The 13,642-nt window shown below is 44.0% G+C and carries 9 protein-coding genes; 3 read left to right on the top strand and 6 right to left on the bottom strand.

What is annotated here, in order from left to right:
- Positions 1 to 88 precede the first annotated feature (88 nt).
- Positions 89 to 2,266, bottom strand: a complete 2,178-nt coding sequence (locus ACTJKG_RS04240) for a peptidase domain-containing ABC transporter (protein ID WP_440738447.1) — start codon at positions 2,264 to 2,266, stop codon at positions 89 to 91.
- Positions 2,267 to 2,652: 386 nt separating this feature from the next.
- Here ACTJKG_RS04240 and ACTJKG_RS04235 point away from each other — a divergent pair, with 386 nt between their 5' ends.
- Positions 2,653 to 5,175 carry a DUF5686 family protein gene (locus ACTJKG_RS04235; protein WP_440738446.1) on the top strand — a complete coding sequence of 841 codons (2,523 nt, stop codon included), beginning with the start codon at positions 2,653 to 2,655 and terminating at the stop codon, positions 5,173 to 5,175.
- A 306-nt stretch (positions 5,176 to 5,481) separates the two neighbouring features.
- Here ACTJKG_RS04235 and ACTJKG_RS04230 read toward each other — a convergent pair whose 3' ends face one another.
- The 3 genes from ACTJKG_RS04230 to prpB all read right to left on the bottom strand — a co-directional run bounded on the left by ACTJKG_RS04230 (position 5,482) and on the right by prpB (position 9,193).
- Entirely contained in the window at positions 5,482 to 6,933 is a 1,452-nt protein-coding gene (locus tag ACTJKG_RS04230; RefSeq protein WP_440738445.1) for a bifunctional 2-methylcitrate dehydratase/aconitate hydratase, read from the bottom strand.
- A gap of 213 nt (positions 6,934 to 7,146) precedes the next feature.
- The gene (prpC, locus tag ACTJKG_RS04225) at positions 7,147 to 8,301 is read right to left on the bottom strand and encodes a bifunctional 2-methylcitrate synthase/citrate synthase (protein WP_440738444.1); all 1,155 of its coding nucleotides are present in this window, start codon (positions 8,299 to 8,301) and stop codon (positions 7,147 to 7,149) included.
- Entirely contained in the window at positions 8,291 to 9,193 is a 903-nt protein-coding gene (prpB, locus tag ACTJKG_RS04220) for a methylisocitrate lyase (RefSeq protein ID WP_440738443.1), read from the bottom strand. Before prpB ends, prpC begins: the two co-directional genes overlap by 11 nt.
- Before the next feature lie 572 nt (positions 9,194 to 9,765).
- Here prpB and ACTJKG_RS04215 point away from each other — a divergent pair.
- Together ACTJKG_RS04215 and ACTJKG_RS04210 are read left to right on the top strand one after the other, a co-directional pair.
- Complete coding sequence (locus tag ACTJKG_RS04215) at positions 9,766 to 10,692, top strand: aldo/keto reductase (RefSeq protein WP_440738442.1); 927 nt, start codon at positions 9,766 to 9,768, stop codon at positions 10,690 to 10,692.
- Between the two features lie 197 nt (positions 10,693 to 10,889).
- Positions 10,890 to 11,654 carry a hypothetical protein gene (locus tag ACTJKG_RS04210; RefSeq protein ID WP_440738441.1) on the top strand — a complete coding sequence of 255 codons (765 nt, stop codon included), beginning with the start codon at positions 10,890 to 10,892 and terminating at the stop codon, positions 11,652 to 11,654.
- A 68-nt stretch (positions 11,655 to 11,722) separates the two neighbouring features.
- On the opposite strand, the gene ACTJKG_RS04205 is transcribed toward ACTJKG_RS04210, so the two are convergent.
- Both ACTJKG_RS04205 and ACTJKG_RS04200 read right to left on the bottom strand, forming a co-directional pair.
- Positions 11,723 to 12,103 (bottom strand): VOC family protein, encoded by a 381-nt coding sequence (locus tag ACTJKG_RS04205; protein ID WP_440738440.1) that lies wholly within the window; start codon positions 12,101 to 12,103, stop codon positions 11,723 to 11,725.
- 103 nt (positions 12,104 to 12,206) lie between these two features.
- Positions 12,207 to 13,502 (bottom strand): leucine-rich repeat-containing protein kinase family protein, encoded by a 1,296-nt coding sequence (locus ACTJKG_RS04200; RefSeq protein WP_440738439.1) that lies wholly within the window; start codon positions 13,500 to 13,502, stop codon positions 12,207 to 12,209.
- Positions 13,503 to 13,642 lie beyond the last annotated feature (140 nt).

Here is a 13,642-nt window from a genome sequence, read left to right as displayed (position 1 = left end):
TTTAAAACAATTGGCTAAATCAGAATTTACGGAAAGTATCATGAAAATTCTTTAAATTCTATAAATTCTGATTCAGACACATCTAATCTCATGCGCCCAGCTCCAGTTGATTTTTAACTAATTTATAGTAGTCGCCTTTAAGCGCGGTTAACTCCTGATGCGTTCCCTGCTCAATGATACGCCCTCTATCCAATACAATAATATTATCGGCATTGCTCACCGTACTTAACCGGTGCGCAACAATAACCACGGTACGTCCTTCAAAAAACTCATCCAGGTTATCCATGATCACCCTTTCATTATTGGCATCTAATGCGTTGGTAGCCTCATCAAAAAATATATAATGTGGGTCTTTATAAACAGCGCGGGCTATCAGCATCCGCTGGCGTTGCCCCTGGCTAATACCGTTTCCTTCGGCCCCTATTTTGGTATTGAGCCCCAATGGCAGGCCATCAATAAAATCCTGGATATTGGCGATCTTTATGGCATTCCTCAATTTGGTTTTATCCGGATAGTCATCACCCACGGCAATGTTACGTTCTATGGTATCTGAAAAAATAAAGCCATCCTGCATAACCACACCGCAGCCGCTGCGCCAGGTTTTAAAACCTATATTACTTATTTGCTGGCCACCTACTTTAATTTCTCCTTTTTGAGGTTCGTAAAAACGCAAAAGCAGTTTTAATATGGTTGTTTTTCCGCTACCGCTCATGCCCACTATAGCCGTGGTTTTGCCCTGGGGAATAACTATATCTATATTTTCCAACACCGGCTCATTTCCGGCACCGGGATAACGGAAAGTAAGATTACTGAGGGATAAACTTTTATTTTCGGGCAGGGCATGGCTCCATTCCTTATCAACGGGCTCCTCATCCTCCATCTGGTGAATTTCGTTCAAACGTTCCAGGCTGATCTTGGCATCCTGGAAGCCCTGGATAAAGCCTAATAATTGTTCAATAGGACTGCTTAACTGCCCAACAATGTATTGCACCGCAACCATGGCCCCTAAAGTGAGGTTACCGGTGATTACCGCCTGGGCGCTTAAAAAAGTGATCAGTATGTTTTTGCCTTCGTTAATAAAGGTAGCGCCGCCCTGCTGATATTGATTAAGCGCCAATGTTTTAACACTGAACTTAAATAACCGGGCCTGGATATGTTCCCACTCCCAGCGTTTTTGCTGCTCGCAATTGTTCAGTTTAATTTCCTGCATACCGCTTATCAGCTGCACAATGCTGCTCTGGTTTTTGGCCGAAATTTCAAAACTTTTGTAATTCAGCGCTCTGCGCCGTTTTAAAAAAATCACGATCCATGCGGTATACAAAGCACTGCTGACCGCGAAAACAAAAAATATAGTGGCATTGTAATAAGCCAGCACTATCGAAAAAATAAGCAGGTTAAACATCGAGAACAGTGTGCTTAGTGTAGAGCCTGTTAAAAAGCTTTCAATCCTTTTTTGATCACTCATGCGCTGCAGGATATCGCCGGTCATTTTGGTATCAAAAAAGCTCATGGGCAGTTTCATCAGCTTGATCAAAAAATCGGTAAGGATAGAAACGTTAACCCGGGTACTGATATGCAGCAGGATCCACGACCGGATAAAATCAACACTAACCCGGCCTATAATGAGCGCCGTTTGCGCAAACAGGATGATATAAATAAAATTAAGATTGCGGGTATTAATGCCAATATCAACAATAGACTGTGTTAAAAAAGGCGCGATGAGCTGCAATAAACTGCCGATACCCAGGCCAAATAGCAGCTGAACAACCAACCTGCGGTAAGTAATGAGATATCGTAACAGGAACGACCACCTCACTTCACTCCCCTTTTCATCCTCCTGTTCATAAAACTGCGGAGTAGGCGAAAGCAACAGGGCGATGCCCTCCATGGTTTCTGTGTCACTTTCCCAATTGCGTTTAAAATCTTCTTCGCTTAGGGTTATCAATCCATCGGCTGGGTCGGCCAGGTAGTATTTATGATTTTTAATCTTATATAATACCACAAAATGATTTTGCCGCCAGTGCAGGATACAGGGCAGCTCCGCCTCTTTTAGCTGTGCGGCATTGATCTTAACCCCCATTGACCTAAAACCAATTTTCTCGGCAGCATCGCTAATACCCAATAAGGAAACGCCTTCTTTGTTGATCTCACAAAGCCGCCTTAACGTTTGTACGGTGAAATTACGGCCATAATGTTTCGCGATCATCCGCATACAGGTAGGACCACAATCCATTTGATCGGGTTGCTTATAAAAAGGGAAGGCCATTAATCTGGATTTTATTATTTTATATTATTATATGAAGATAAAGATAAATGTAATACTTAAGGTAGTGGGGAAATTAGTATTATTTCTATATCGTTTTTTAGGTTGCCGCTAAACAAGTAAACCCACGCGGCCAAAATCAATTGAAGCGGCGCCATTTGTTAAATATGTTAAAGCATAAGGCTAATACGGATTTAAGTATTAAATTAGGGCTAAATTTTAAACGCACCTGAATGACGGCATAAATACCAACTTTATTTTTTATCAATAAATTATTTATTCAGTTGGCATTTTCTTTTTGGGATCCGCTTATTCGATTGCCCCCTAAAATACGGGCTATTACCTCGTTGCAAAGCGTTTATAAATATAAGAAACTAAGCTTTTTATATTTGATTTTTATTTCGTTAAGTGTATCTGCGCAGCAAAACAATAGCGGGGTTACACAGGTAAGCGGGCGCATTACTGATGCCTTGTCAGGAGCCCCACTTCCTTTTGTCCGCATCAATTTTACCGGCAGCAATCACAGTACAAGCTCCGATAATCATGGCAATTATTTATTAAGCGCGCCCGGCTCTTTTAATCAGGTATCTTTTTCATCTATGGGGTACATGCCGGAAAACAGAAAAATTAATCCCGGGCAGATCAATAGCATATCTGTTAAACTCAGGTATGCCGAAAACCAGCTAAAAGAGGTCAAAGTTATATCGGGAAAAAAAAACCGGTACCGTAATAAAGGAAATCCCGCCGTTGAACTCATTCAGCAGGTTATTGACCACAAGGAACGGAACCGTATGCAAAGCTCAAACTACCTGCAATATGATTTGTATGAGCGTATCGGTCTTTCTGTTTTTAACCTGTCAAATAAATTCCTGAACGGCCGTTTTTTTAGCAAATACAAATTTATGCTGGATACCACCTCAAAAGTAAATGGCCGAACGCAGACTACCCTGCCCGTATTTTTCAGCGAAAAAATGTTTCAAAACTATTACCGCAAAGATCCTTCAAAATCTATCCAGATCCTTAATGCTCAAAAACAAACCAACATTATCAAATTTATAGATACCGCCGGGCTCGATATTTATGTCAACCGGCTTTATGGCAATAGTATCGATATATATTCCAATAACATCTTTGTTATCAACCGTCAGTTCCTGAGCCCTATCGCCAACCATTCCCCAGACTTTTATAAATTTTTTATCACCGATACCATTAAAACAACCGCTGAAAAATTGATAGAGATCAGCTTTACCCCACGCAACAAAGGCGATCTTTTGTTTGAAGGCAAATTATATGTTACGATGGATGGTAGTTATGCCGTTAAATCATGCGAATTGAATGTAAATAAAGAGATCAACATCAACTTTATGCGCAGCCTCAGGATCCAGCAGGATTTTAAGCAGGATTCGGGTCGCTATTTTCTGGTAAAAAGCACAGTCAGGGCCGATTTTGGTCTTTTAAAGAATAAAGGGTTCGGGATACTTGGTGAACGCACCGCCGTATTTTCCAATTATAAATTAAACGCCCCGCAACCCGATGCCTTTTATAATGGAAAAAGTCTGCAGATTGCTGCAAATTCCAACCAGGCCGACACCAATTACTGGGCCCGCCACCGGCCAGATACATTGACCCAACAGCAGGCTACAGTATACGCGCATATTACCCGGCTGGAGAAGATGCCCTCCTTTAAAAGAACCACCTGGATCGCTTCGACACTTACCGGCGGCTATGCCAATATCGGACCGGTACAGCTTGGGCCCCTGGGCTCTACTTTCGCGTATGACTCACAGGAGGGTGCCCGGCTCCAGGCAGGCGGAAGAACAACACCCCAATTTAATAAGACCATTTATCTGGAAGATCACATCGCTTATGGCTTTAAGGATAAACAGGTTAAATATAACCTTAACACTTATTTTTCGCTCAACCAGGTATCCCCATTTCGATACCCCCGCGATTATTTTAAAGTAAGTTATCGCTACGATGCCGACCTCCCCGGGCAAAGCCTCACCGTTATTCCTGAACAGGCCGCGCTTACATCCTTCACTACAGGCAAAACGGACTATTGGTTATATAACAAAACGTATACAGTTGCTTATGTAAGGGATTTTGAAAATCATTTCTCTTTTAACATCGCGCTCAGAAACTGGAACCAGCAACCGGCAGGTACATTGGAGTTCAGATCGAATAACGCCGATAATCATAGCATATATAATTTAACTACCAGCGAGGTGGAGCTGAACCTGCGGTACGCGCCGCATGAACAAATAATACAGGGTACGGAAGTACGGCATACGATCCGTAGCCGGTACCCGATCCTGAACCTGCAGATAAGGCACGCGTTTAAAGATGTACTTAACAGCTCATATACCTATAACAATATTACCGCCAATATTTACAAGCGCTTTTTCCTTTCCCAGTTAGGCTACTCCGATATTACCTTATTGGGGAGTGTTACCACCGGAAAAGTGCCATTCCCGTTATTGAGCATTCTGCGGGCCAATCAATCCATAGCCTACGACCCCGATGCGTATAACAAAATGAACTACCTTGAATTTGTGAGCGACCATTACGTAGGCCTTAACTTTACGCACAGTTTTAGCGGCTTTATCCTGAACAAAATACCGCTGATACAGCATTTAAAATGGAGGGAATATCTTTCCTTTAAAGTATTGTATGGAGGTTTACGTAACGAAAACAATCCGCTGTTTTCAAAAGATCTGTATCAATTCCCGGCAGCTGCAAACGGAGCAAACGGCACTTTTTCATTGGGCAATACACCGTACACTGAAGGGGGTGTTGGCATAGGGAATATTTTCAAATTTTTAAGAATAGATGTGATCAAAAGGTTCAACTATCTTGATCATCCCGCGGTTTCGCCCTACGGTGTAAAACTTAGCTTTGATCCGCATCTTTAAATTCTTATAGCTGCTGTTATCAGTATAAGTATTCGGAAGAAATGAATACTTATATAAAAATTGTCATTTCGATAGAGCAAGGGAAGGAACGAGCGTTGTGCGAAAGAGAAATCTTCTACAGTATAAAAGGCCCATTTGCAAATCGTATAAGATTTCTCCTCGTTCCTCGTTCGAAATGACAGCTCTCTTTATTTCTTCCGAACGTTTGTGCCCGCCTCCCTTCATTAGAAAAGAAATTCAACAAAAAAGCCTTCAGATTGATATCTAAAGGCTTTTGAATAATGTTTTATTGCGATTGATATTACGTTATACTACCATCAAATCTACAAATTCATTTACCGGGGTATCCGCCAGCTTTTGGAAATCTAATGATGCATTTAAAATGCTCTGTTGCTGTTTTCCGGTAAATATCCGGGCCAGGTTAATCTTGAATTTTTCTATCAGTTTCGGGATGCCCTCTTCGCGCCTGCGTTTGTGGCCGATAGGATATTCCACCACTACTTCATCGAGTATTTGGCCGTCATTAAATTCTACGGTTAAAGCATTAGCTATGGAGCGTTTTTCCGGGTCGTGGTAATCTTTGGTAAACTGCGGATCTTCCACACAGGTCATTTTATCACGCAGTATATCAATCCGGCTGTCGGCAGCGATATTGTCTTCATAATCGGAGGCTGTCAGCCTTCCATAAATTAATGGTACGGCAATCATATATTGGATGCAATGATCCCTGTCGGCAGGGTTATTCAGTGCGCCTTTTTTATCAATAATGCGGATAGCCGCTTCGTGGGTGCGTATAGTAATCTTCTTGATATCGTCTGTTGTTTTGCCCGCCGCCTTCAGGTGCTCATGCAGGGTCATGGCCGCTTCTACCGCAGTTTGGGAATGGAACTCGGCCGGGAACGAAATCTTAAACAACACGTTCTCCATCACATAAGAGCCATAGTCGCGCTGGAATTTAAACTCATTCCCTTTAAAGGAAACATCATAAAAACCCCAGGTTTTAGCGGTAAGTACCGACGGGTAACCCATTTCGCCGGTTTTGGCGATGAGCGCCAGCCTTACCGCTCTTGAAGTAGCATCACCAGCGGCCCATGATTTACGACTACCGGTATTAGGCGAATGACGATAGGTACGCAATGACTGCCCATCGACAAAGGCCAATGATACCGCGTTGATCAGCTCATCGCGGGTAAGCCCGATCAGTTTTCCGACAACGGCAACAGAAGCTACTTTCACTAAAAATACGTGGTCGAGCCCTACTTTATTAAAGGAGTTTTCCAGGGCCAGTACCCCCTGTATCTCGTGCGCTTTGATCATGGCATCCAGCACATCTTTCATCAGCAACGGGGATTTTCCATTAGCAACGGCTGTTCTGGAAAGCCAGTCGGCAGTGGCCAAAATACCACCCAGATTGTCCGAAGGGTGCCCCCACTCGGCTGCCAGCCAGGTATCGTTAAAATCCAACCAGCGAATAATAGCGCCTATATTAAAGGCCGCCTGCACAGGGTCGAGCTGAAACTGGGTTCCGGGGACTTTCGCGCCGTTGGGTACTATGGTTCCGGGTATAATTGGGCCCAGTAATTTGGTACAGGCCGGGTAAGTTAAAGCTTCCAGACCGCAGCCTAAGGTATCCAGCAGGCAGTAGTGGGCCGTTTTCCAGGCCAGGTCATTTTTAATTTCGTAGTTTAAGGCATAGTCCACAATGTCGGTTAGTACTTTATCCGGCTGTGGTCTTTCGTTGGAGATATGGGCTGACATTATTATTTCAGATTTTTTTGATGATATTATTTAAACTTCCCTCCGGGGATTAAACCCCTTTTTCAGCAGAAAAGTGGGTTTACATGGTTTACACTTTTTTGGGTTAACACAGGCTTAATTTATTGATAATCAATGTATTAATAAAAAATATGATAAAAAAGTGTAAACCCACTTTTGTGCAAATATTGTTCATATTTCCTGTTCTTCCCGGGACTATTTTCTTTTGTTCAGGGGAACGAATTCTTTATTATCGGGTCCGGTATAATTGGCGCTCGGGCGGATGATCTTGCCGTCCTGCCGTTGTTCGATGATATGCGCGCTCCATCCGGTAACCCTCGATACCACAAAAAGCGGCGTAAACATCAGCGTAGGTACGCCCATTAAATGGTACGATACCGCGGAGAACCAATCGAGATTGGGGAACATCTTTTTCTCGTTCCACATCAGTGTTTCCAGGCGCTCGGCAATGTTGTATAACTGCATATCTCCCGACTCTTCCGAAAGCTCTTTGGCTACCTTTTTGATCACCACATTTCGCGGATCAGAGATGGTATATACCGGGTGACCAAAACCGATGATCACCTCTTTATTGGCTAAACGTTTACGGATATCCTCCTCGGCCTCATCGGGCGTGCTATAGCGGCTTTGAATATCATAAGCTACCTCGTTGGCTCCGCCATGTTTCGGTCCCCGCAGCGCGCCGATAGCCCCGGTAACAGCCGAGTAGATATCGGATCCGGTTCCCGCTATCACCCTGCTGGTGAAGGTAGAGGCGTTGAATTCATGCTCGGCATACAGGTTCAAAGAAACCTGCATGGCCCTTTCCCATGCCCCGGATGGTTTTTCGCCGTGCAACAGGTGCAGAAAATGCGCGCCAATGGAATCGTCATCAGTTTCAACCTCGATGGTTTTGCCGTTATGGGCGTAGTGATACCAGTACAGCAATGCCGAACTTAAACAGGCCAACAGCTTATCGGCAATATCCCGGGCTCCCGGAAGATTATGGTCGTCTTTTTCGGGCAGAACAGTCCCCAAAGCAGAAACGGCCGAACGCAGTACATCCATAGGATGCGCGGCGGCGGGTATCTGCTGCAAAATATTTTTTACCGCGATGGGTAAACCCCTTAGCGACTTTAGTTTTGCTTTATAATTGACCAGTTGCGATTGATTGGGCAGCGCGCCGTAAATAAGCAGATAGGCCACTTCTTCAAACTCCGCCTTTTCGGCCAGGTCAAGGATATTGTAGCCCCGGTAATGCAAATCGTTACCGCTTTTGCCCACACTGCATAGGGCTGTGTTGCCCGCAACAACGCCGGACAGCGCCACACTCTTTTTAGGTTTGAACGTACTTTCGGTATTACTTTCCATCCTGGTTCTTCTTAAAAAGGTTATCTAATTTTTGTTCATAATCATGGTAACCGATGCTTTTGTACAACTCTTCGCGGGTTTGCATCGTATTCAGTACATTTTTTTGCGTACCATCCTTCCGGATATGTTCATACACATTTTGAGCCGCTTTATTGGCTGCACGAAATGCCGACAACGGGTAAAGGATTAACTCCACACCGGCCTGGCCAAGCTCCTCAACGGTATACATGGGGATCATGCCAAACTCTGTAATATTAGCCAATACCGGGATGCCTGTGGCTTCCACAAATTTGCGGTAATAGCTCAGATCGGGCACGGCTTCGGCAAAAATGAAGTCGGCGCCTGCTTCTTTGTAAGCCACAGCGCGTTCCAGAGTTTTTTCTAATCCTTCGCCGGCAAAAGCATCGGTCCGGGCACCAATCACAAAATGTTCATCTGTACGGGCATCCGCCGCGGCTTTTAAGCGATCAACCATTTCCTCTTTACTCACGATCTCCTTACCCGGGCGATGTCCGCAACGTTTAGCACCTACCTGGTCTTCGATATGCAAAGCGGCGGCACCGGCTTTGATCAGTGATTTTACGGTACGGGCAATATTAAAAGCAGAAGGGCCAAAGCCGGTGTCCACATCTACCAACAGCGGCAGATCGCACACATTGGTGATGCGCTGAATATCGATCAATACATCCTCCAGGGTGGTAATCCCCAGATCGGGAATGCCCAATGACCCGGCTGCCACACCGCCGCCTGATAGGTAAATAGCGTTAAAACCTGCCTGTTGGGCTAATAAAGCATGATTGGCATTGATAGCGCCAATAATTTGTAATGGCTTTTCATTTTGCTGGGCCTCCCGGAACTTTTGACCCGGAGATTTAAAGTTATTAGTCTGCATGGTAAACTTTTCGAAAAATGCTTCTTCTTTAAACGTTCTTTAGTTCATAATACATCGCTCCCGGGAAAAATGTTCAGAGCCCTGTCCTGGAGACAGAACAATTCCCTGGTCAATTCAAAATTAGGTAATGTTTTTTCCGGTTGATGGTATATAAAAGAACGTTGGCAAGTTAGAAAATAAATATCAACAAATTGGTCTGTTGCTGATGAACTTCGTTGGGGCATGGGCGAAATTCGCGGTATCAACTCACCCCGACATCGCTGCGCTCGTCACCCCTCTCTCCGCTTCGCGCATAGAGGGGAATGTCTTTCTCCGCACGTCATGGCGAGCGATAGCGTGGCAATCCCCGATTAGCAGGGCAGCTCTGTAAGTGGGGGATTGCCACGTCGTTCCTCCTCGCAATGACGTATGTATTAAAAAAGTAGACCTGCTGAATCAGCCCATTTGCACATCAATCCAGCTTCCATTCGAATGTGATATAGGTCACGCAGGTATCCGGAAATTCCTGTCGTACTTTGTTATACAACAACGAAACGTAATCGCCAAAAAAGAAAACCATAACAAACTATATCATGAAAACACCCAATAACCCCATCCATATGCCGTCCCTCGGGTTTGGTACGCTGATCCCCGATCCGGCTTTAACCATAAGCGCAACCAAAGAGGCACTGGCAGCCGGGTTCAGGCATTTTGATGCCGCGGAAAGATACCGCAACGAAAACGAAGTGGGCGAGGCATTGCAGGCAGGACTTGCCGCCGGGAACATTGCCCGCGAAGATATTTTTGTTACCACCAAATTGTGGAACACCAACCACCGGCCCGAGCGCGTAGAACCGGCTTTTGAAGCGAGCCTGAAAAGACTCCGGCTCGACTACATCGATCTCTATCTTATCCATACCCCGTACGCGTTTCAACCGGGCGACAATCAGGACCCGCGGGATGAAAACGGCAATGTTATTTACGACCGCGGGGTGACTTTACTCGATACCTGGCGGGCGATGGAACGTTTGGTAGATGGCGGCAAATGCCGGGCCATTGGATTGTCTGACATTACTCTAAAAGATCTGATCCCCCTTTATGAGGCGGCGAGGATTAAACCCGCCGCGGTGCAGATTGAATCGCATCCGTATCTGCCCGAAACAGAGCTCCTGGAATATTGTAAGGAAAAGGGCATTGTGTTTTTAGCTTTTGCACCACTGGGCCACGGTATGAGGCCGGGACTGCTTGAAGATCCGGTTATTTTGTCCATTGCCGCACGGGTTGAAAAAACACCAGCCCAGGTATTATTGGCCTGGGCCGTACAACGTGGCACAGCCATATTGACCACTCCCAAAACCGCCGATCGGGCACGCGAAAATTTTGACATCTCGCCCCTGCCCGAAGATGCTTTTGATGAAATCAACCGCATCCAAACCAGGCAGCGTTTAAACCCGGTGGTGCACACAGGTGTTCCTGGTTTTATCCCCCAAGTGAAGGAGGATGGGAAAGCCAAAGCATAAGTTCAGGAGCGGATTACATCATCCTCGCCGTTGTTGGTGTTGTCACCAACAACTTATGATCATCGACTAAGCAGTAAAATGTTGGTGACAACACCAACATTGACGAAGACTAAATTTATTCGCCATACTCGAGATATATTTATGGAAAAATAACTCCAGTTGCATCATTAGAGAAAAATGCAGTGAATTATCAAAAATTGAAAGCACTTACAATAGTTTTATTTTTAATACTATCTTACTCCTATGGCTTTTGTCAAAGGCAAGCCAATTTATCGTTATCTAATACGGCCAACATGGTAGCCGGTATTGACCTCTATATTAATCAGGTGGACAAAAACCCAACGCTTTCTTCCACTAGTTTATTTGATAATACTGAGTTTCAGAAATACAGTATCTATAGTAAAAAAGAATATGCCATTAGGAATCAAATGTCCCGGAAAGTACTCAAAATAATAAAGATCAATCAAAGCGTAAATACCTCCTACTTCAAAAATGACCACATAGTTTATATGAATGAAATATCATCGGTACATGATAACTATTCAAGTATTAAAAATGTTTATTTTCAAAATGATTCAATAATATATAGTGCGACCAAGATATATGAGGAACAGATTTTGCAAATACAATGTTCATATAACGGAGCAGAACAGGGCGGTTCTTATACCTTAACAATTACTAAAGATTCCATTAAATATTGGGGGGATAGAGGGAAGATTGATATCATCAATTCATTATCTACCTGGAGTAGATTAAAAGAATCTTTTAGCTTATTTGATTTTGACAAAGTACAAACCACTGGTTTCCGTTCATACCTTGATGGCCACGATTTGAGTTATGTAATTACTACTGACAAAAGGACCCACAGCTTTGTGAATGCACCATTTAATGACCCACAATTAAAAAAGATGGCTGAGTTTTTTAAACAGATAAATCTTTTAATACCACTGCAAAAAAACTAACCAACAAAAAACCTTCAGATTAAATCTAAAGGCTTTTCAAATACTGTTTCGGATTTGGAAATCAGCGCCTACTCATCTGCCGGTTCCCAAAGCTCAATGATGTTGTCTTCCGGATCGAGTATATGAACAAATTTTCCATAATCGTACTCGGCAATTTCATCCACAATGGTTACGTTTTCCTTTTTTAGTTCGTCAATCAGTGCAGCCAGATTTTCTACGCGGTAATTGATCATGAAAGGTTTTTCGGAAGGATTGAAATATTTGGTATCCTGCGGAAAAGTGCACCACGAGGTTGATCCCTCTTTTTCCGGATTATCAGCTTGGCGCCACTCAAACGTTGTTCCGTATTCGGTTTGAGGCAATCCCAGATTTTTGGCATACCAGTCGTTCATACCTTTGGGATTATTGCATTTAAAAAATACGCCGCCAATGCCTGTTACTTTTTTCATATTGATTGGTTTAGTTTTATTTGTAAAATAGCGTGGAATATTTGATGAACTAATATAATAATTATTCATCCACCGGATACAGGTTATTACCTTCTAAAAATACTTAAACCTGTGCCACTACCAAATCCTGAAACCTTGGGCGGTTTGATACATTCTGGGCTACACAATGATCTCTTAAGGCGGCTAATTTTAATAAAGCCGGGTCAGTGTCGGCTTCTTTACACAAACTTAGCAAGTCGTCCAGTAAGTGACCATAAGCACTTACCTCTATCCGTTCCAGGGCATCAGCCAATTCGATGTCCGATCTGTCGTAAAAGCCAGACGCGCCAAAATCACCAAACAGCGTGTTTCCTTCTTCGTCTATCAAGGTGTTATGCGCATACAAGTCACCATGCATAACACCATGGCTATGCAATTGTGCTGCTAAAGACGCTATGGTTGACGCGATTTTTATAACCTGTTGTGCAGAAAGAATCATGCCCTCTTTAAAAACATCGCGGGTACAGCTGGCAAAGCTGGGCGGGTTACCCAGGTTAAAAAATCGCTCTGGTATTAATTCCATCACCAAACCTTGTTTTCCCTCCGGATGTGCCGATATCTTCCCGAGCAATTTTACAAGTCCGTAATGGCTACCCGAGGCTATGTAGCAGAGCATCTCGTCTTCCGGAAGCCCGTCGCTGGTAACGGCCCCTTTAAATATTTTGACGGCTACTTCCTTGTCGTCATCATTGCTTCGCCACCGGGCTTTGGATATAATGCCCGACGCGCCTTCGCCAAGTTGGTGTCCCCACTCCAGTTCCAGGTGATCAATAGAGTTCATCGTGGCTATTTGGGGCTTTATGTTAAATAAATTACCAGAAAATGCCAGCCAGGAAAGCTTGGGCATACTCAACAACCACCGCGGAAGCTCGCTTAACTGGTTGGCAGAAATGCGCAAAAGCGATAAATTGCGACAATTTTGGAGCTCGGCAGGCAGCTCCTTTAACCTGTTACCGGCAAGCATCAGCTTTTGCATACGGGTGCAATTTCCTATTTGAGCGGGTAGCGTTGTTACCCTGTTATTGGTAAGTATCAACCAACGAATGTTAGGATTAAGCGCCTTAGCCGACACTGTTTCTATCCGGTTTGATTTAAAACCCACGATATCTAAAATGGGGCAATCAGCCAGAACTTCGGGTAAAGCAGTAAACAAATTTTCCGAACAGAATAAGATCTTCAACTTTTTTAACCGGCCAAAATCGGCGGGCAATTCACTTAAAGCGTTATCAGAAAGATCAAGCATCTCTAACGTATCCGCCAGCTCAAATATCGCCTGCGGAAAGTGCGAAAGTCCCTCTGCCAGCTTTAAGGAAACGGCACCTTTAAGTTCGCCGTTTTTTAATTGTTCAAGTGTTTGCATGACTGTATAGAGATCAAGTGCCCGGCCGAAATTATGATCTCCCGCCGAAATTTTATTTATACCGCAAAAGTAACTGTTTCGGCCGCTTTTTGTTAGCATAAAACAGCACGCAGACACAGTTCGTCTCTTTTTTCATTCGC

Origin of the sequence: Mucilaginibacter sp. 22184, from assembly GCF_052045695.1 — a bacterium.
Taxonomy (GTDB): domain Bacteria; phylum Bacteroidota; class Bacteroidia; order Sphingobacteriales; family Sphingobacteriaceae; genus Mucilaginibacter.
Note: the sequence above shows the minus strand (reverse complement) of the source record. Positions and strands in the feature narration are given on the sequence as shown.